This window comes from Paraburkholderia tropica (assembly GCF_014171495.1).
GTDB classification, from domain to species: Bacteria; Pseudomonadota; Gammaproteobacteria; order Burkholderiales; family Burkholderiaceae; genus Paraburkholderia; species Paraburkholderia tropica.
Window position 1 is genome coordinate 1220484 of the sequence record NZ_CP049135.1, and the last position, 18283, is coordinate 1238766.

Below are 18283 nucleotides of genomic sequence, written 5' to 3' on the forward strand. Positions count from 1 at the left end.
GACATGCCGCCTTGGCCGCCCCGCGCGCGCCGTGGACGAGCGGCGTGATCTTCTGGGGGAAACGCCGTGAAATCATTCCTGAACCGCCGTCGTGCCGCAGAACCGGGCGGCCCGTCGCATCTCGTCGCGGTCGCGCGCGACAGTTCTTCCGCCGACCTCGTCCACCCCGCCGGGAGCGTTGACACGCATCGCCCCGCCGGCGAACCCGGCCCGCATCACGAAGCCGAAACCGCTCATCAACAGAGCAACGACCATAGCAACGACCACGACCACGACGGCGCCGGCACGCTCGATTACCACGCCGACGCCGCAACGACCGCCCGCATGCCGATCCACTCGGGCGGCGCGCCGCGTCCGGTTTCGACGCTGCACGCGGTGCCCGCGATGCCCGCGCATCTGAGCGGCCGCCCGGTGCAGATCGCCGATGGCGCGTCGTTCGAAGCGCTCGTCGCGACCCACGCGATGACCACGTTCCGCTCGTTTCGCAGCTTCGATTACACGGTGACGCTGCTCTTTCATGGCGAGACGCTCGGCTATTTCGTGGCGCTGCATCAGGATGGCGCGCTCTGGCATGCGTTCCGGGCCGCTGACATCGATTCGGCCGGCGCGGTGTTTCATCATCTGCAGGAGCAAGCGACGCGCCTCGCCGATGGCGAAACGCGCATCGCCCAGCTCAGCGCGCAAAACGTGCTGCTGGCGAGGCAAATCGAGGATTCGGAAGCGCAGGCCGAACGGCTGCGCGTGGATCTGCAACGGCACGCCGAGCAGGAGCACCGCGTGAGCGCGCGCCAGCATCAGGTGCGCAAGGACGTGGCGCAGATGGAGGCGCAACGCATCGCCGCGCAGGCGCAACTGAACAAGGCGCACCGCACGATCCACCAGTTGAGCGTGACGAGCAGCGAAGGCGTGCCGCATCTGCACGGACGCTGAGGCGGCCCGACGCCGCCGGGCTTTTCACGTCGCGCGCAATCTGACGCGCCACGAAACGCGCCACTCAACGCGAGCGCCAAAAAGAAAAGCGCGGGCCGGTTCTCGACCGGGCCGCGCTGGACTGCTGCTACTGCGTACTGCACTTTCACTTCTACTGCTTGCTGCGGACTTCTGCTGCATACAGCGACTCCTGCTACTGCTCACTACGCACTGCAACTGCCAACTTCAACCTCTTTGCTGACTACGGACTTCAACATCTACTGCTTACTGCGTGCTTCTACTGCTTAAAGCGACCTCTACTGCTTACTTCGACTTCGACTGCGTACTGCAACCTCTACTGCGTGCTGCTACTTCAACTGCCTGCTGCAACCTCTACTGCGTACGGCTACTTCAACTGCCTGCTGCAACCTCTACTGCGTACGGCTACTTCAACTGCCTGCTGCAACCTCTACTGCGCACTGCAACTTCAACTGCCTACTACAACCTCTACTGCGTACTGCACCTCTGTGTGCTTACTTCGACCTGCAACTTCTACAGCAACTGCTCACTGCAAACTGCAACCTCTTGCTGCTTACATCGACCTGCAACTACGCACTGCTACTTCTATTGCCTGCTGCAACTACATACTGCAACTACGTACTGAGGTCCTGCACCTGCAACTTCTACATCCACAACAAACAACAACTGCTCTCTGCTCGCAACTCACAACAACTTCGACGGCTTCACTGCCTGGCTTCACTGCCTTGATGGTGAGACCGCGTCAGGCGATCTCACGGATACTTCACGCCCGAACTTAGTGGCCGAAATACACGGCTTGCGACGGGGCGACATGCGCGGGCTGCACCGGGGCGCCCGACTGCGACGTACCGACTGCCGGCGCGCCGTAACCGCTGGTTTCACCGTTCGCCAGCTTTTCCTGGTTCACGCGGGCCTGAGCGGCCTGGATGTTTTCGGGGTAATTCACATGATCGGCGGACGGGTTGTAACCGGCCTGCTCGAGTTCGACGAGCTCCGCGCGGACCTGTGCGCGGGTCAGACCTTGCTGGCTCGACTGGGCGAACGAGATCGCCGGGATGGCCAGTGCTGCTGCAACGACAACGGCGGGAATAAGCTTGTTCATGATCTAACCTCCATCTGTTTTTTTGCGCTTTGGGCTCTGTTTTCCTCAGCGCTTGATGAAAGTCTAGGCCTTTCTTTGATCTAGGGAAAACCCTAATAACAAAAAACACCGTTGCAAAATCGTTAACAAAAAAGGGGAACCCGGAAGGTTCCCCTTTTATTCAGACAAAAGCCCGCAAAAACTATCGGGCCGATAGCCCCTCAGTCCGCCGACGCAACGCCCGCTGACAGGCGCACGCAGCGGGCGATCAGGACCAGTCGGCGTGGAAGCTGCCCGGCTTGTCGATGCGCTCGAACGTGTGCGCGCCGAAGAAGTCGCGCTGCGCCTGCACCAGATTCGCGGGCACGCGCTCCGAGCGATACGCGTCGAAGTACGCGACCGCCGACGAGAACGCCGGCACCGGCACGCCGACCTTCACCGCTTCGACCACCACGTCGCGCAACGCGGCCTGATAGTTGGCGGCGATATCGCTGAAATAGGGATCGAGCAGCAGATTGTCGAGCTGCGCGTTCTTCGCGTAGGCGTCGGTGATCTTCTGCAGGAAGCGCGCGCGGATAATGCAGCCCGCACGGAAGATCTTGGCGATCGTGCCGTATTGCAGATCCCACTTGTACTCGTCCGAAGCGGCGCGCAGCTGCGCGAAACCCTGCGCGTACGAGATCACCTTCGAGAAATACAGCGCACGGCGCACCGACTCGATGAACGCCTTGCGGTCGCCCGCGAACGGCTTCGCGTCCGGGCCCGCGAGCACCTTGCTCGCCGCCACGCGCTGCGTCTTCAGCGACGAGAGCACGCGCGCGAACACGGCTTCCGTGATCAGCGGCAGCGGCGCGCCGAGGTCGAGCGCGTTCTGGCTCGTCCACTTGCCGGTGCCCTTTTGCGCCGCGCGATCGAGGATCACGTCGACGAGATACTGGCCGGTTTCGTCGTCCTTCTTCTGGAAGATCTTCGAGGTGATTTCGATCAGGTAGCTGTCCAGCTCGCCCGCGTTCCACTCCGTGTAGACCTCGCCCAGTTCCTCGTTCGAGAGGCCGAGCACCTGCTTGAGCACGGCGTAGCTTTCGGCGATCAACTGCATGTCGCCGTATTCGATGCCGTTATGGACCATCTTCACGTAGTGGCCCGCGCCGTCCGGACCCATGTAGGCCACGCACGGCTCGCCGTCCGCCGGCGCCTTCGCCGCGATTTCGGTGAGGATCGGTGCGACCAGATCGTAAGCGTCGCGCTGGCCGCCCGGCATGATCGACGGGCCCTTGAGCGCGCCTTCCTCGCCGCCCGACACGCCCGTGCCGATGAAATGCAGGCCCGCCTTCGCGAGTTCCTGGTTGCGGCGGATCGTGTCGGTGAAATGCGTGTTGCCGCCGTCGATCAGGATGTCGCCCTTCTCCAGCAGCGGCTTGAGTGCGGCGATGGTGGCGTCGGTCGGTTCGCCTGCCTTGACCATCAGCAGAATGCGGCGCGGCTTTTCGAGCGACGCCACGAACTCTTCGAGCGTGTAGGCCGGCACGAGTTTGCGCTCGGGGAATTCAGCGATCAGCTCATCGGTTTTCTCGCGGCTGCGGTTGAACACCGACACCGCATGGCCGCGGCTTTCGATGTTGAGCGCAAGATTGCGTCCCATCACGGCCAGACCCACCACGCCGATTGCCTGTTTGCTCATGTTGACTCTCCACTTCAATCAATTGGGGTGACGCACGCGCGGCATCGCGCAGCGCGTCGATCGTGCAAGCATAAGGGAAACGCCCGTGCGCTGCGCGATGGCGCGCACGGCATCCCGCCCGAGGGCCGCGATTATCGCCTACTCGCGGCCCGCCGCCGCCTGCCTGCGGAAAACGAGGCTGAAATTGTTCGCCGGCATCGCCACCACGGCCTCGCAGACGAGCCTTTCGGCGGCCGCGAGCGCCTCGACGGCCTCCATGTCGCGCACGCCCCAGGACGGGTCGCGCGCGCGCAGATCGGCGTCGAAGGCCGCGTTGCTCGGCGCCGTATGCGCGCCGCCGCGCCGGTACGGACCGTACAGCACCAGCGCGCCGCCGACCGCAAGCCGCGCGCCCGCGCCTTTCAGCAACGCAACAGCGGCCTCCCACGGCGCGATATGAATCATGTTGATGCAGACGATGGCATCGACCTCGCCGATCGGCCAGGGTTCGCGGCGCACGTCGAGATCGAGCGGCTCGCGCAGATTGGCGAGCCCGGTGTGTGCGCGCCACGCGGACACCGAAGCGCGGGCGCGCGGATCGGCGTCGCTCGGCTGCCAGTCGACGCCGGGCAGCGCCGACGCGAAATGCACCGCATGCTGGCCGGTGCCGCTCGCGATTTCAAGCACGGTGCCGCGCGCGGGCAAGGCGCTGCGCAGCACGTCGAGGATCGGCGCGGCGTTGCGCTCGGCGGCGGGCGCGTGCAGGCGCTCGGGGCGCGGCGTGGAAGCGGAGCTTGAAACGGAATCGGTCATCTGAAGCGGGAAAAAAGAGTGGCGCTGATTGCGGACGAACATGCAGGCGAATACGCGGGCGAACATGCAGACGAAAGTGGAGACGACACCGCAAGCGCTCAATAAAGCGTTTTCTTCATGCGCTCGGCGAGATCGGCCTCGTAACGCTCGACGTCGAATGACTCGCCGTATTGCTCGTCGTTTACGCGGCGCAACATGTCGCCCGCGCTCGGCAACTGCGAACGCTCGACGTGGCGCGACGCGTCCCAGAGATGCGAGCGCGCGATCGCCTTCGCGCAGTGGAAATAGGCGCTCTCGATGTCGATCAGCAACACCGAGCGCGGCGGCTTGCCGTCGACGGCGAAATGGTCGAGCAGCCCGGCCTCGACGCTCACGCGCGCGCGGCCGTTCACGCGCAGCATCTCGCCCACGCCCGGCACCATGAACAGCAGGCCGACCTGCGGCGCGGCCACCACGTTGCGCAGACTGTCGACGCGATTATTGCCGGGCCGGTCGGGCAGCGCGAGCGTGCGCTCGTCGAGCACGCGCACGAAGCCCGGCGCGTCGCCGCGCGGCGAGCAGTCGAGGCCGTCCGGGCCGCCCGTCGCGAGCACGACGAACGGCGACAGCTCGATGAAGCGGCGGTAATCCGCGTTCACGTGGTCGATTTCCTTGCGCAGCGCGCGCTCGTGCGGCGTGCCGTAGTGCGCTTCGAGTTCGTCGGTCGTGGTCAGCATCGGTCGGGGTCCTCTCGATTTCCTGGCGGCTTGCGGCGCAAGAACGCCAATGAGCGCCGATGAACGCCAATAAGCACCCGTGATCGGCGATGAAAAACGGCGCGATTCAGGCGCCGAGCCGCGCGGCGAGCGCGTCGAGCGTCGCGGCGCACGGCGCTTCGACTTTCAGCGCGAGCAGCGGGTCGGCGCGCGTCTTGCCGAGGTTGATGGCGGCCACGGGCTTGCCGCGCTGCTGCGCCCACGCGCAGAAGCGATAGCCCGAATACACCATCAGCGACGAACCGACCACGAGCACCGCGTCGGCCTCGTCGAGCGCCGCCGACGCCGCCGCCACGCGCTCGCGCGGCACGTTCTCGCCGAAAAACACCACCGACGGCTTGAGCATGCCGCCGCAAGCGTCGCATGCGGGAATGTCGAAGGCGTGTTCGCCATCGAAGTCGAGATGGGCGTCGCCGTCGGCGGCCGGTTCCGCGAACGCGCCCGCGAGCGCCGGATTGCGCGCCTCCAGTTGCGGCTGGATCGAGGCGCGCGAGTACTGCGCGCCGCAGGCGAGGCAATGCACGTGGCCGATGCTGCCGTGCAGCTCGATCACGCCATGACTGCCCGCGCGCTGATGCAGGCCGTCGACGTTCTGCGTGACGAGCGTGCCGACGCGCCGCGCCGTTTCGAGCCGCGCGAGCGCGCGATGCGCGCCGTTGGGCTGCGCGAGCCCGACGGTCGGCCAGCCCAGCATGCTGCGCGCCCAGTAGCGGCGGCGCGCGCTGTCCGAGCCGAGAAACTCCTGCAGCGTGATGGGCGGCGAACGCTTCCACGCGCCGTTTTCATCGCGATAGCCGGGGATGCCCGAATCCGTGCTGATGCCCGCGCCGGTCAGCACGAACAGGCGCGGATGGCGCTCGGCGAACGCCTGGAGCGCATCGAGCGCCGTGAGTGCATCAGCGGGCTTGACGGCAGAGGTGACGACAGAGGCGGCGGCGGGAAGATCGAGGGATTCGGACATGACGGCTCGGCGTAGTGTGGGGCGCGCCGCTCAGCGCGGCGGTTCGGCCTCGGCGGCCTCTGCCGCGTGGCGGGGCGCCTGGCGCGCTTCCCACGCCGCGAGCGCTTCGCGCCAGCGCTGCACCTCTTCGGCGTAGAGATCGAAGATGCAGGGACTGCAGCCGCTCTGGCAGCAGTCGCCGTCGTTGGGCCGCTCGGGCGGTTCCGGGCGCGGGTCGTCCTCGGGATGTAAAGGCAAAGACATGGGGCGAACGTCGTAATGATTCGGCGTCCAGTATACGGGAGCGCGCGTTTGCGCGTGCGGGCGCCCCACCGCCCGCACGCCTTGCGCGCCAACGGCTAAATCGGTCTACGTATCGCTACGCACACTCATCCTCGCCCAACGAACGGCATCTTCGTGGCCATGATCGTCATGAACTGGACGTTCGCGGCCAGCGGCAACTGCGCCATGTGCAGCACCGCATCGGCGACGAGTTCCACATCCATCAGCGGCTCCACGGCGATCTCGCCATTGGCCTGCGGCACGCCGCGCGCCATGCGCTCGGCCATCTCGGTGCCCGCATTGCCGATGTCGATCTGCCCACAGGCGATGTCGTAGCGCCGTCCGTCGAGCGACACCGACTTCGTCAGCCCGGTGATGGCGTGCTTGGTCGCCGTGTACGCAATGCTGAACGGACGCGGCGCGTGGGCCGAAATCGAACCGTTGTTGATGATGCGGCCGCCTTGCGGGTTCTGCCGCTTCATCAAGGCGAACGCCGCGCGCGTGCAGAGGAACACGCCGGTCAGGTTCGTATCGACCACGGCGCGCCAGTCTTCCACCGACAACTCGTCGATATCGACGGCCTTCGCGTTGCGTCCCGCGTTGTTGAACAGCAGATCGAGGCGGCCATAACGTTGGCGCACCGTGTCGAACAGCGCTTCGACCGCGGCCGCGTCGCTGACGTCGCACGGCACGGCCAGCGCTTCCTGGCCCGCCGCGCGCGCGTCGGCGGCGAGCGCGTCGAGCGGCTCGGCGCGGCGGCCCGTGAGCACGACCGCGTAGCCGTTCGCGAGCAGCTTGCGCGCGCACGCGCGGCCGATGCCGCTGCCCGCGCCCGTCACGATCGCCACCTTGCGAGCGGTGTTTTGTCCACGGTCCTGGGTGATTTCCTGCGTTGACTCTGTCATCGTTCCCGCCTCGTTTGCTTCGATGTTGTTGACCTTCAAGCCTGCGCGAAACCCGCGCGCAACACGTCGACGAACGCGTTGCCCGCCTGCGAATCCATGCCGCCGTCGCGCCACAGCGCGAACACGCCCACGCTCAATGCCGGTTCCACGCGACGGATCGCGACCGGTTCGCCCGCACTCTTCGCGGTGATTTCGTCGAGCAACACGCGCCCCACGCCGCGCGCCGCCAGCGAACGCGCCACATACCAGGTCTGCGCTTCGACCACCGCGAGCCGCCCTTCCACGCCCTGCGTTTCGAGCAGATGCCCGATGGTCTCGCCCAGCGGATCGACATTGCCGATGCTGATCCAGTCGCTCGCGACGACGTCCTGCAGCGCGAGCGGTGCATCGGCGGGCGTGGGTTCGTCGGGCGGCGCGACGCAGACCACGGCCGTGCGCCCGAGTTCGAGCGAGGCGATGCCGGGCCGCGCGGGCGGATTGATCGCCACGCCCACGTCGAGTTCGCGCGTGAGCAGCGCGTTGAACAGCTCGTTGGTGTGACGCGTCTGGATCTGCAGCGAGACTTCCGGATAGCTGGCGCGAAACGCCTGCACGGCCTGCGGAATCAGGCTCAAACCCAGACTCGGCAGACAGCCGATGCGCAGCAGCCCCTGCGGTTGCAGCGCGAGATTGCGCGCGAGGTCGCGGATGCTGTCGAGGCTCGTTTGCAGCTTCTGGGTTTCGGCGAACAGCAGTTCGGCTTCGCGTGTCGGCTGGAGCCGGCCGTGCGCGCGCGCGAACAGCTTGAGGCCCGCGCTGCGCTCGGCATGCGCGAGCACCTTGCTCACGGCGGGCTGCGACACGCACAGCAGCTCGGCGGCTTTCGACAGCGAGCCCGTGCGCATGATCGCGTGGAAGACTTCGATGTGGCGTAGACGCATGAGGCGCGGGCCGCACGGTCCGCGTGCGGCTGAACAAAAGCGCAAGGATAGCGCGTTCGCGCGTGCGGATCAGCGTGGATCAGCGCGCACACGCGAATGCGAGCGCCGACGACGTGCCCGTCGAGCGCCCGGCGTACTCCGCGTTCCGCACCGATCGACGCACCCTCACACGCGGAAATCGGCGGCCATGTCCTCGTCGCTGCGCGCGCGGATCTTGCCGCTGCGCGCAGCCTTCACAAACAGGTCGTAATCCTTCTCGACCTGATCGGCGTAGGCGAAGCCATAACCCACGAGCGCTTCGGCGAACTGATCGCTGCGTCCGATATACGAAGCGATCTCGATCGCCGCGTTGCCCGACTTCGCATGCGCGCGCGCCATCGCCCAGCCGCACAGGCGTCCGTAGCCCGCGAGCAGCGTGCTGTCGAGCAGTTCGAGATCGACGGAAAGCTTCATGTCGCGCAACTGGCGGAAGTAGAAGTGCCGCCCCGACGGCCCCGTCGACCAGCCGAGAAAGATATCGCTCGCGGCCTGCAGCAGGCGCTGCCCCTGCACGACGCGCGCGGCTTCGTGCTTGAACGGCGGCGACTTGAAAAACTGCGAGATCACTGAGCGGCGCGCCTCCTTGACCTGAAGGAACAGCGGCTTGCCGTGATGATCGACGAGCAGGATCACGAGGCAGCGCGTGCCCACGCTGCCCACGCCCACGACTTTGAAGACGAGATCCTGCAACGCGAAGTGTTCGAGCAGTTCGCGGCGGTCGGGCGCGAGCGTCTTCAGATAGGCTTCGTAAGTGGGCGTGATGAGTGTGCGCCAGTCGTCGAAGGTGAGCCAGTTGTCCTCGGCTTCGTAGAGCGAGTTCGGGCCGTGCACGTGAAAAAGCGCGGGCGGCGCGTCGCGCACGATCCAGTGGCCCGACGCGTCGTCGCGATGCGCGAGCTTTTCGAGCATGCTTTCGTGCGTGCGCCCGGCCGCCTTCTCCATGCCGCGCCGGATCAGACGGCGGCCCTCGGGCGTGAGCGCCGTCTCCACCATGCGGTCGAACGTGATCTTGTCGTACCAGAGTTCGAGTGCGCCGTAGTCGGCGTACTGGCGCATGCGGTCGCGATAGGTGTTCACCACCGTCATCACGAGATCCTCGGCCACGCCGCGCGAATAGCGCATGTGCCGCGCCGCCACCACGAAGCTCGCGACGAGGCGCTTGAGGTCCCACTCCCACGGGCCGGGCGCGACTTCGTCGAAGTCGTTGAGATCGAACACGAGTTGTCGCTCGGGCGTGGCGAAGCCGCCGAAGTTGAGCAGATGGCCGTCGCCGCAGATCTGCATGACCATGCCGGTGTTCGGCACGTGGGCGAGATCGTGCGCCTGGAGGATCGCGCTGCCGCGAAAGAACGTGAAGGGCGACACGATCATGCGGCCATAACGCAGCGGCACGAGGTTCGGCACGCGGCCCTCGCTGCTCGCTTCCAGCAGCTTGAGCGGATCGCGATGCAGCTCGCCGGTCTGCTTGTGGCTCGAACGCTTCGCCCGCTCGCGCGCGGCGCGCCCGGCCGCTTCGCGTTCTGCAACGGTCTTTCCATTCATGAACGGCTCCCGTTCCGGATGAGAGTGACGACCCGTGATGCGCGCCGCATCGGCGTGTCCGCAAAGGCGCGCCGCGCCAGCCGTATTTAAGCGTGCGGCCCCCTTTTGCGCAAGCGCGGCACGGTTGCCGCGGCCGCCCGTCCGCATCGCGCCAAAGCGCTGCGCAACGTGCGCGCAACGCGCGCGACGCTCGTGTACCGTGCGCATTGAGCTTTCGGGGACGGCGCGGCCTGCGCGCCGACGCGCCACGCCATCGTTGCATCACGAGGCCCGCATGAATATCGGTGTCTATGGAACGCTCGTCGCCGCGTCGCTCGTCCTGCTGCTCGGCAACCGGCTGCTGGCCGCGCTGCCGCTGCTGCGCAAATGGACGATTCCCGAGCCCGTCGCGGGCGGCCTCGTCGTCGCGCTCGTGTTGTTCGGATTGCATACGTTCGTGCACGTGGACGTACGCTTCGACGCCTCGCTGCAAGCGCCGCTGATGCTCGCGTTCTTCGCGACCATCGGACTGAACGCCAATCTCGCGAGCCTGAAATCCGGCGGCCCGATGCTGGTGCGCTTTCTCGCCGTGGTGATCGGCCTGCTGGTGTTGCAGAACGTCGTGGGCATCGGACTCGCGCTCGCGATGCGTGTCGATCCGTTGTTCGGGCTGCTCGGCGGCTCCGTCTCGCTCGCGGGCGGACACGGCACGGGCGCCGCGTGGGGCAAGGTCTTCACCGAGCATCACGGCCTGCAATCGGCGACCGAAGCGGCCATCGCGTGCGCGACGTTCGGCCTCGTGATGGGCGGCATACTCGGCGGCCCGGTCGCGCAGCACCTGCTCAAACGCATCGGCCACACGGACAACACGGCCGATGCCGACGCCCCCGCCGACGCGCCCTACGCCTTCGAGGAACCCAAAGCCGAACAGGCGACCACGCCCGCCGTCTTCATCGAAACGCTGACGTTGATCGCCATCAGCCTCGCCGCGGGCGACGTGATCGCCGGATGGATCGCAGGCACGCCGTTCGAATTGCCGGGTTTCGTCTGCACGCTGTTCATCGCGGTGCTGCTCGCCAACGCGCTCGCGTTCATGGGCCGCCCCGTCGCCGAACACGCGGTCGCGCTGATCGGCAACGTGAGCCTCGCGCTCTTTCTCGCGATGGCGCTCATGACGCTGCGCCTCTGGGATCTCGCCGCGCTCGCGTTGCCGGTGTTTTCGATCCTCGTCGCGCAGACCGTGATGATGGTGCTCTACGCGTTGTTCGTGACTTTCCCCGTGATGGGCCGCAACTACGACGCCGTCGTGCTCTCCGCCGGGCATTGCGGCTTCGGCCTCGGCGCGACGCCCACCGCCATCGCCAACATGCAGGCCGTGACCGCGCGCTTCGGCCACTCGCATCTGGCCTTCCTCGTCGTGCCGATGGTAGCCGCGTTCTTCATCGATATCGCCAACGCCATCGTCATCAAGCTGTTTCTCGCGTTGCCGTTTTTCGCGTGATCGCCGCGTGAAATTCGCGTGATTTTTGCGCGTACGAGACGGCGCGCGGCGGCGCGTTAGAATCGGCGGATGCGCGTTCGCGCGAGTCCTCATCGAGCACGATCATGTCCTTCTCCGCCTGGCTCTTTTTCCTGCCCGCCTGCTTCGCGCTGAACATGGCGCCAGGGCCGAACAACCTGCTGTCGATCAACGTGGCCGCGCGCCGCGGCTTCGCGCGCGCGTTCGTGGGCGGCCTTGGCCGGCTGCTGGCCTTCGCGGCGATGATCGCGCTCGCGGCCACCGGCCTCGCGGTCGTGCTGCGCGCCTCCGAAGCCGTATTCTTCGCGATCAAGCTCGCGGGCGCGGCCTATCTCGTGTGGCTCGCCGTGCAACTCTGGCGCAGCGACGACGCGCCCATCGGCATGAAGCTCGACAGCGACGCCACGCTCGCGCGGCTCGCCTGGCGCGAGTGTCTTGTGGCGGCGGGCAACCCGAAGGCGATTCTGGTTTTCACGGCCTTTCTGCCGCAATTCGTCGACGTGACGAAGCCGATGCTCGCGCAGTTCGGCGTGCTGGGCGCGAGCTTTCTCGTGCTCGAAACCGTGGCCATCGCGCTTTACTCGCTCGCCGGCATGTACCTCGCGCGCTGGCTCACGCGCAGCGTCGTGCGCCGCTGGTTCAACCGCACATGCGGCGCGTTTCTCGGTGCGATCGGCGTGAGTTTTCTGCTGGTCCGGCGCGGCTGAAAACGCGTCCGGCAAGGCGCTTTTCGCACCCGTCATCCATAACGTTTCGCTGATGATTTTGGCGAGAAACTTTAACTGTCGTTAATCGACGGCAGCCCCTATGCTCGAATCATCGTCCCTCGCGCGGGCGTGCATGCGTATTGAACGCACGGCACACGACGCTTGCGGCCATCGAGCGGACACGCGGTTTTCAACGTCATTGGGGAATAGATATGAAGATCTGCATCTTCGGTGCGGGGGCGATCGGCGGCATGATGGGCGTGCAGCTCGCACGCGCGGGCGCCGACGTGAGCTTCGTCGCGCGCGGCCCGCACCTGGCCGCCATGCGCGAGCGCGGCGCGCGCCTCTTGATGGACGGCGAGGAGTACGTCGCCAAAGTGCGCTGCACGAGCGATCCGCGCGAACTCGGCGTGCAGGACGTGGTGATCGTCACGCTCAAGGCGCATTCGGTGGCGGGCGTAATCGACTCGATGCAGCCGCTGCTCGGCAAGCACACGGCCATCGTCACGGGCACCAACGGCATTCCGTACTGGTACTTCTATCGTCACGGCGGCAAGTTCGAAGGCACGCGGCTCGAAAGCATCGATCCGGACGGCTCGCAATGGACGCGCCTCGGGCCCGAGCGCGCCATCGGCTGCGTGCTCTATCCGGCCGCCGAAATCGACGAGCCGGGTCTGATCCGCCATGTGTACGGCAAGAAGTTTCCGATCGGCGAACCGTCGGGCGAGCGCACGCCGCGCATCGTCCAGTTGCATGAAGCGATGACGGCGGCCGGCTTCGACGCGCCGATCCGCGACGATATCCGCGACGAAATCTGGCTCAAGCTGTGGGGCAATCTCTGCTTCAATCCGATCAGCGCGCTCACGCACGCGACGCTCGACGTCATCACGCAGGATCCGGCCACGCGCGCCGTCGCGCGCACGATGATGCTCGAAGGCCAGCGCATCGCGGAGCAATTCGGCGTGCACTTCCGCGTGGATCTGGAGCGGCGGATCAACGGCGCGGGCGCGGTGGGCGCGCACAAGACCTCGATGCTCGTCGATCTCGAACAGGGGCGGCCGCTGGAAATCGATCCGCTGCTGACCGTCGTGCAGGAGATGGGCCTGCTCGTGGGCGAGCCCACGCCCGCCATCGACACCGTGCTCGCACTCATCAAGCAGCGCGAACGCATGGCGAAGCTGGCGGCGTAGAAAACACCCTGTTTCAAGCGCTAAAACGAACGGACCGCATGAAGATGCGGTCCGTTTTTTGTTGCCGATGCGGGAAAGTGTGCGAAGGTGCGAAACTCAGACAGCGACGCAGACAGCGCCAGCGAGGATCACTCCACGCGCGCCTGCTCGCGCGAGGCGCGCAATGCGCTTTCGAACAGCGCGGCACCCCGCCGGGATTCGCTGGCGTCGTTGCTGCGCGCGCGAGCGGCGCGATTGTCGGCCAGCGCGTCGCTTGAATTCGACACGACATCCGATGCCGTCGTACGGCCATCGCTCACGAACTGCGACCACGCGGCCTGCGCGCACGGACGCAGCGAACGATTGCGCCGCCGCACGAGCATCGTGCTCACCTGCACGACCGGATGCAGCACGCGCGTGACGAGCGGTCCCGGCGGCGCGGGCCAGTGACACGCGGCGCTCGATGAAAGTCCCGCGGCATCGCCCGTTACGCGTCCATCGCGGCCATCGTCGCCGCACACCGGCAGCACGCCGATCCCCATGCCGAGCTGCGCCATGCGCGCCACGCCCGCCACATGCGCGAACTCCTGCAACGGACGGCCCTCGGGACGCAAACCTTCGAGCGCGCGCATAACGGCCGCGCGGCAGCCCGCATCGCGATTGAGCGTGACGAGCGGCTCGCGCGCGAGATCGTCCCAGCGCAACGCGCCCTGCAAGGCGAGCGGATGCTGCGCGGGCAGCACGGCGCACAGCGGCGTCGCGCTGAGCGGCTGCACGTCGAGATTGCCGCTTGCGAACGGCACGCAATCGGCGATCACGCCGAAATCGGCCTCGCCCTGCTCGACGGCCTGCAACACGGCAGCTTGCGGCAGGTCCTGCAATTGCAGCGTGAGCGCGGGAAAGGCCGCGGCGCAGCGCGCCATCGCGGCGGGCACCCAGCCCGAGGAAAGCACGGGATTGCTCGCGACGAGCACCACGCCGCTATGGGCCTGATGCGCGTCGCGGCCTTCGGAAAGCGCCATGTCGATCTCGTCGAGCAGACGCCCGATGCGCCGCTCGAACCCGCTGCCGGCGACCGTGAGTTCAACCTGACGCGTGGTGCGATCGAACAGCTTGAGATCGACCGCTTCTTCGAGCTCGCGCACGCAGCGGCTGACCGCCGACTGCGTGAGCCCGAATTCGCGCGCGGCGCGCGTGAAGCTGCGCGCGCGCGCCACGGCGACGAACACCTTGAGTTGCTGAAGCGATACGTTCATCGACATCGTGCCGCCCGTTCGTCATTCGCCGCTGCGGTTGGGCCAGCTTTGCAGCCCGGCGGGATTCGTCGCGAGCGTGGCGGAGTGCTCGTCGCTCTGCTCGATCAGACGATGGCGCATCGGCGCGAGGATGAACTTGGCGCTCACACCGGCCGCGATCGTGATGACCGCCGAGGCGATGAATACCGCGCTCCAGCCGCCCGTCGCCGAGAGCACCGAGGCCACCGGCACCAGCAGTGCGGCCGTGCCCTTCGCGGTGTAGAGCGTGCCCGCATTGGCCGCGGCGTACTTGCTGCCGAAGGTGTCGGCGCAGATCGCCGGGAAGATCGAGAAGATCTCGCCCCAGAACAGGAAGATGAGCGCGGCGAACGTCATGAACGCATACGGGTTCGTGCCGTACTGCATCATGCCGAGCAGCGCGAGCCCTTCGCCCGTGAAGATGATGAACATTGTGTTTTCGCGGCCGATCTTGTCGGAGATGAAGCCGCACAACGGACGCGTGAAGCCGTTGCAGATGTTATCGATCGACAGCGTGAGCGTGAGCAGCGGCAGCGTCGCGCCGAACACGGTCATCGGAATGCGCGCGAGGCCCCAGTCCTTCGCGATCGGTCCGATCTGCGCCGTGGCCATCAGGCCGCCCGCCGCCACCGCCACGAACGAGACGTAGATGAGCCAGAACACCGGCTGCCGGACCATCTGCCCCGGCGTGTAGTCGACACGCGTGACGAGACGTCGGCCCGCCGCGGCGCCGGCGCGCGTCACAGGCTTCACGAGCACGAGCGCGAGCAGCAGAATCGATACGCCCTGCAGGATGCCGAAGAAGAAGAACGTGTGCTCGTAGCCCGAGCGCGTGATCATGTTGGCGATCGGGATCACCGTCACCGCCGCGCCCGCGCCGAAGCCCGCCGCCGTCAGGCCCGCCGCGAGACCGCGGCGATCCGGGAACAGCTTGAGCGCGTTGCCGACGCAGGTGCCGTACACGCCGCCCGCGCCGATGCCCGCGATCACCGAGGAGACATACAGCATCGGCAGCGTGCTCGCGTACGAGTTGAGCACCCAGGCGAGGCCCGCGCAGACCGCGCCGACCATCACGACCGGACGCGGGCCGAACTTGTCGACCAGCCAGCCTTCGATCGGCACGAGCCAGGTTTCAGTCAGGATGAAAATGGAGAACGCCAGCTGAATGGACGCTTCCCCCCAGTGGTGACGCGCATTCATTGGCGCGACGAACAACGTCCACGCGTACTGCAGATTGGCGACGAGTGCCATGCATAGCATGCCCACCACCAGTTGAAACCAGCGGTTCGTCCAGAACGGACCGCCCTCGCTCCTCTGACTGATTGCATTCATCTCGCTTGTCTCCGCTATCCATTCATGGATGCCGGTACTTTCGCCGGCCTGCATAGATATTTACTTATCGTTTTAATTCTTCCCTGCTTACTTTCTGAATTCCATTCGAAACAGCACACGAAAAATCGAATGGAAATTCGTGAATTCCCTTTCATTCGACAATTCCATGAATTGCCTGAATACGCCGATACAGAAGCCACCGACTACGGGTTTTCCCGCTTTAAAAGGCACTTTTTCGCGTTTTTACGCGTTAACCCGCACACCGTTCCATTGGCATTCGGACTCCTTTCAACTCATGCTAGGGTGATTGTTCGATTAGTCACAATTAAAGTTTGTTATTATGTTGATTCACCATCCTTTATGGATCGGCCATGACCATGAGAAATGCCACGCTGCGCCAGCTCAAGGTGTTCGAAACCGTCGCACGCCACCTCAGTTTTTCGCGCGCCGCGGAAGAGCTGCATCTCACGCAGCCGGCCGTTTCCACGCAGGTCCGCCAGCTCGAAGAGCACGCGGGTCTGCCGCTCTTCGAGCAGCTCGGCAAGAAGATCTATCTCACGCCCGCGGGCACCGAGATGCTGCACTACAGCCGCGCGATCATTCAGCAGTTCCATGAAGTCGACGAGGCGATGAGCCAGTTGAAGGGCGTCTCCGGCGGCAAGCTCAACGTGGCCGTGATCAGCGCGGGCGACTACTTCTTTCCGCGTCTGCTCGCCGAATTCACGCGCCGCTACAAAGGCGTCACGCTCAATCTCTCGGTGCACAACCGCGAGCAATTGCTGCATCAGCTCTCGAGCAATCAGACCGATCTCGCGGTCATGGTGCGTCCGCCGCATACCACCGACGCCATCAACGAGCCCTTCGCGCCGCATCCCTATGTGATCGTCGCCGCGCCCTCGCACCCGCTCGCGCACAAGCGCAGCATCAAGCTCAGCACGCTCGCCAACGAGGCCTTCATCGTGCGCGAGCGCGGCTCGGATACATGGAATTCGATGGAAGAAGGCTTCGCGGGCAAGATCACCAACCTCAAGATCGCGATGGAAATCCAGAGCACGGAAACCATCAAGCAGGCCGTGATCGCCGGCATGGGGATCGCGTTTCTATCGGCGCATACGATCAGCCTCGAATTGCAGGTCGGCCACCTCGTCGTGCTCGACGTGGAGGGCTTTCCGGTCATGCTCAACTGGTATGTGGTGCATCGCAAGAACAAGCGTCTGCCGCCCGTCGCGCTGGCCTTCAAACGCTTCCTGATGGAAGAAGGCGCGCAACTTATCGAAAACATTACACGCGTCTCCGAATCGACTTTCCATAAGTAAGGAGAGATAGATCGGCGCGAATCTATTGATTGCGCTGAATGATTCGCGTGATCGAAGGCGTGAATGCGCAGAATGGCGATGAATGCACGCCACCTTCAACTCGCTTGAATCAATGCGGCCCCTGGCGTTGCCTGAGCGCGCGATGACGACTACGCCGCCGACGCGGCATATGCTGCGAAGCGTGCTGCGCGGCGCGCGCCCATTCGGGCGGCGTTGCATAGTCGGCGCTCCACGTATCGAAATACGCGGCGTCGCTCGCGTTGCTGTCGAAGGCGGCGACGAGCCATTCGTCGGGGACGCCTGCGAACCGCGCGTAATGTGTAGGTGGAGCGGGTGGCGCGAACAGCGCGTGTTGACGCGCGTGCGGTGAGCGCCGTCGCGCGCCGCCCATCAGACGCACGCCCAGCGCGGCGCATAACACGCACGCGCCCACGAGCACCGACGCGCCGAATTCCGCCGACGCGCCAATCCGCTCAATCGCGAAGCCATAGCCGAGCGCCGCACAGAGCACGATCGCCGCGGCGTGCAGAATCACGTCGCTGTTTCGAGCCGGCGCACGCGCACGCCAACGCCTGATCGCTTTACCCCGAGCGCTCAGCGACCAGGCACACGCGGCTGCGCCGAACAGCAGCGCGCCGAACGTCGCGCCCGCATAGAGCGTGACGCGTTCGACAACGTTTTGCGCGGGCCACAGCAGACAACTCGCGAACGCCGCGACCATCGCGCTCGCGCCGAGCAAGCATCCCGCCACGCCGGCCACGCGCGCGCGCTTCGTCAAATCGTGGCGCGCGCCGAGCCACAGTCCCGCCATCACGCCCGCCTCGACGACAGCCACCGCCGCCGCGCCATGCATGAGCGATGCCGCCAGCACACCGGGCGGAATCGTCAACAGCAGCGCGAACGCAATAGCGAAGGCCGCGTGACGCGCAGGTTTGCTGACTTCGTCTTGCGCACGACGGCATCGCGGCTTCGCGCGCGCAGGCTCGCGCCGCGCCCATGCGGGCGCGAGCGCGGCCAGTTGCGCCAGTGCACAGACGAGCCAGGCGAACAGCACGCCGCCGCCCAGCCACGCCATCTCGCCCGCCAGTTGCTCCGGCATGTC

General features: G+C 65.9%; 18 protein-coding genes. 6 read left to right on the forward strand and 12 right to left on the reverse strand.

The annotated features are described in order from the left end of the window. The first annotated feature begins 66 nt into the window (after nucleotides 1-66). Entirely contained in the window at nucleotides 67-930 is an 864-nt protein-coding gene (locus tag G5S35_RS20255) for a DUF2968 domain-containing protein (protein WP_183038912.1), read from the forward strand. A 793-nt stretch (nucleotides 931-1723) separates the two neighbouring features. Here the strand turns inward: G5S35_RS20255 and G5S35_RS20260 are convergent. The 9 genes from G5S35_RS20260 to G5S35_RS20300 form a co-directional block, all read right to left on the reverse strand. Further along, a complete protein-coding gene (locus G5S35_RS20260; RefSeq protein WP_065057613.1) occupies nucleotides 1724-2050 on the reverse strand; it encodes a DUF4148 domain-containing protein in 327 nt (108 codons plus the stop codon). Between the two features lie 247 nt (nucleotides 2051-2297). After that, nucleotides 2298-3710: an NADP-dependent phosphogluconate dehydrogenase gene (gene gndA / locus G5S35_RS20265; RefSeq protein ID WP_065057612.1), complete on the reverse strand. Its 1413-nt coding sequence runs from the start codon at nucleotides 3708-3710 to the stop codon at nucleotides 2298-2300. Between the two features lie 138 nt (nucleotides 3711-3848). After that, complete coding sequence (locus G5S35_RS20270; protein WP_074981390.1) at nucleotides 3849-4502, reverse strand: DUF938 domain-containing protein; 654 nt, start codon at nucleotides 4500-4502, stop codon at nucleotides 3849-3851. Nucleotides 4503-4600: 98 nt separating this feature from the next. After that, complete coding sequence (locus G5S35_RS20275) at nucleotides 4601-5218, reverse strand: pyridoxamine 5'-phosphate oxidase family protein (protein ID WP_124260608.1); 618 nt, start codon at nucleotides 5216-5218, stop codon at nucleotides 4601-4603. A 106-nt stretch (nucleotides 5219-5324) separates the two neighbouring features. After that, the gene (locus tag G5S35_RS20280) at nucleotides 5325-6218 is read right to left on the reverse strand and encodes an NAD-dependent protein deacetylase (protein ID WP_065057610.1); all 894 of its coding nucleotides are present in this window, start codon (nucleotides 6216-6218) and stop codon (nucleotides 5325-5327) included. A gap of 30 nt (nucleotides 6219-6248) precedes the next feature. Next, the gene (locus G5S35_RS20285; protein WP_110325915.1) at nucleotides 6249-6461 is read right to left on the reverse strand and encodes an oxidoreductase-like domain-containing protein; all 213 of its coding nucleotides are present in this window, start codon (nucleotides 6459-6461) and stop codon (nucleotides 6249-6251) included. Between the two features lie 125 nt (nucleotides 6462-6586). Then, nucleotides 6587-7384, reverse strand: a complete 798-nt coding sequence (locus G5S35_RS20290) for an SDR family oxidoreductase (protein ID WP_065057721.1) — start codon at nucleotides 7382-7384, stop codon at nucleotides 6587-6589. Between the two features lie 35 nt (nucleotides 7385-7419). After that, a complete protein-coding gene (locus G5S35_RS20295) occupies nucleotides 7420-8304 on the reverse strand; it encodes a LysR family transcriptional regulator (RefSeq protein ID WP_065057608.1) in 885 nt (294 codons plus the stop codon). 165 nt (nucleotides 8305-8469) lie between these two features. Then, complete coding sequence (locus tag G5S35_RS20300; RefSeq protein ID WP_065057607.1) at nucleotides 8470-9885, reverse strand: DUF2252 domain-containing protein; 1416 nt, start codon at nucleotides 9883-9885, stop codon at nucleotides 8470-8472. Between the two features lie 274 nt (nucleotides 9886-10159). Between G5S35_RS20300 and gltS the strand changes: the two genes are divergently transcribed. The 3 genes from gltS (at nucleotide 10160) to G5S35_RS20315 (ending at nucleotide 13280) form a co-directional block, all read left to right on the forward strand. Beyond that, a complete protein-coding gene (gene gltS / locus G5S35_RS20305) occupies nucleotides 10160-11365 on the forward strand; it encodes a sodium/glutamate symporter (protein ID WP_176079663.1) in 1206 nt (401 codons plus the stop codon). A 104-nt stretch (nucleotides 11366-11469) separates the two neighbouring features. After that, nucleotides 11470-12090, forward strand: a complete 621-nt coding sequence (locus tag G5S35_RS20310; protein ID WP_183038913.1) for a LysE family translocator — start codon at nucleotides 11470-11472, stop codon at nucleotides 12088-12090. Between the two features lie 212 nt (nucleotides 12091-12302). Continuing rightward, nucleotides 12303-13280, forward strand: coding sequence for a 2-dehydropantoate 2-reductase (locus G5S35_RS20315; protein ID WP_065057604.1), 978 nt, complete (start codon nucleotides 12303-12305; stop codon nucleotides 13278-13280). Nucleotides 13281-13408: 128 nt separating this feature from the next. Here G5S35_RS20315 and G5S35_RS20320 read toward each other — a convergent pair whose 3' ends face one another. After that, nucleotides 13409-14515 carry a LysR family transcriptional regulator gene (locus tag G5S35_RS20320; RefSeq protein ID WP_110326032.1) on the reverse strand — a complete coding sequence of 369 codons (1107 nt, stop codon included), beginning with the start codon at nucleotides 14513-14515 and terminating at the stop codon, nucleotides 13409-13411. A gap of 21 nt (nucleotides 14516-14536) precedes the next feature. After that, entirely contained in the window at nucleotides 14537-15865 is a 1329-nt protein-coding gene (oxlT, locus tag G5S35_RS20325) for an oxalate/formate MFS antiporter (RefSeq protein ID WP_065057603.1), read from the reverse strand. Nucleotides 15866-15994: 129 nt separating this feature from the next. On the opposite strand from oxlT, the gene G5S35_RS20330 reads away from it, so the two are divergent. Together G5S35_RS20330 and G5S35_RS20335 are read left to right on the forward strand one after the other, a co-directional pair. Continuing rightward, the gene (locus G5S35_RS20330; protein ID WP_183038914.1) at nucleotides 15995-16240 is read left to right on the forward strand and encodes a hypothetical protein; all 246 of its coding nucleotides are present in this window, start codon (nucleotides 15995-15997) and stop codon (nucleotides 16238-16240) included. Next, nucleotides 16237-17181: a LysR family transcriptional regulator gene (locus tag G5S35_RS20335; protein WP_065057602.1), complete on the forward strand. Its 945-nt coding sequence runs from the start codon at nucleotides 16237-16239 to the stop codon at nucleotides 17179-17181. The genes G5S35_RS20330 and G5S35_RS20335 overlap by 4 nt, the downstream gene beginning before the upstream one ends. A gap of 109 nt (nucleotides 17182-17290) precedes the next feature. On the opposite strand, the gene G5S35_RS20340 is transcribed toward G5S35_RS20335, so the two are convergent. Continuing rightward, a complete protein-coding gene (locus G5S35_RS20340; protein ID WP_065057601.1) occupies nucleotides 17291-18280 on the reverse strand; it encodes a hypothetical protein in 990 nt (329 codons plus the stop codon). Nucleotides 18281-18283 lie beyond the last annotated feature (3 nt).

Bases quoted from the DNA above. Each gene is read 5' to 3' on its own strand.
- G5S35_RS20260 (WP_065057613.1), bottom strand. From the start codon at position 2,050: ATGAACAAGCTTATTCCCGCCGTTGTCGTTGCAGCAGCACTGGCCATC.
- gndA (WP_065057612.1), bottom strand. From the start codon at position 3,710: ATGAGCAAACAGGCAATCGGCGTGGTGGGTCTGGCCGTGATGGGACGC.
- G5S35_RS20270 (WP_074981390.1), bottom strand. From the start codon at position 4,502: ATGACCGATTCCGTTTCAAGCTCCGCTTCCACGCCGCGCCCCGAGCGC.
- G5S35_RS20275 (WP_124260608.1), bottom strand. From the start codon at position 5,218: ATGCTGACCACGACCGACGAACTCGAAGCGCACTACGGCACGCCGCAC.
- G5S35_RS20280 (WP_065057610.1), bottom strand. From the start codon at position 6,218: ATGTCCGAATCCCTCGATCTTCCCGCCGCCGCCTCTGTCGTCACCTCT.
- G5S35_RS20285 (WP_110325915.1), bottom strand. From the start codon at position 6,461: ATGTCTTTGCCTTTACATCCCGAGGACGACCCGCGCCCGGAACCGCCC.
- G5S35_RS20290 (WP_065057721.1), bottom strand. From the start codon at position 7,384: ATGACAGAGTCAACGCAGGAAATCACCCAGGACCGTGGACAAAACACC.
- G5S35_RS20295 (WP_065057608.1), bottom strand. From the start codon at position 8,304: ATGCGTCTACGCCACATCGAAGTCTTCCACGCGATCATGCGCACGGGC.
- G5S35_RS20300 (WP_065057607.1), bottom strand. From the start codon at position 9,885: ATGAATGGAAAGACCGTTGCAGAACGCGAAGCGGCCGGGCGCGCCGCG.
- gltS (WP_176079663.1), top strand. From the start codon at position 10,160: ATGAATATCGGTGTCTATGGAACGCTCGTCGCCGCGTCGCTCGTCCTG.
- G5S35_RS20310 (WP_183038913.1), top strand. From the start codon at position 11,470: ATGTCCTTCTCCGCCTGGCTCTTTTTCCTGCCCGCCTGCTTCGCGCTG.
- G5S35_RS20315 (WP_065057604.1), top strand. From the start codon at position 12,303: ATGAAGATCTGCATCTTCGGTGCGGGGGCGATCGGCGGCATGATGGGC.
- G5S35_RS20320 (WP_110326032.1), bottom strand. From the start codon at position 14,515: ATGAACGTATCGCTTCAGCAACTCAAGGTGTTCGTCGCCGTGGCGCGC.
- oxlT (WP_065057603.1), bottom strand. From the start codon at position 15,865: ATGAATGCAATCAGTCAGAGGAGCGAGGGCGGTCCGTTCTGGACGAAC.
- G5S35_RS20330 (WP_183038914.1), top strand. From the start codon at position 15,995: ATGGAAATTCGTGAATTCCCTTTCATTCGACAATTCCATGAATTGCCT.
- G5S35_RS20335 (WP_065057602.1), top strand. From the start codon at position 16,237: ATGACCATGAGAAATGCCACGCTGCGCCAGCTCAAGGTGTTCGAAACC.
- G5S35_RS20340 (WP_065057601.1), bottom strand. From the start codon at position 18,280: ATGCCGGAGCAACTGGCGGGCGAGATGGCGTGGCTGGGCGGCGGCGTG.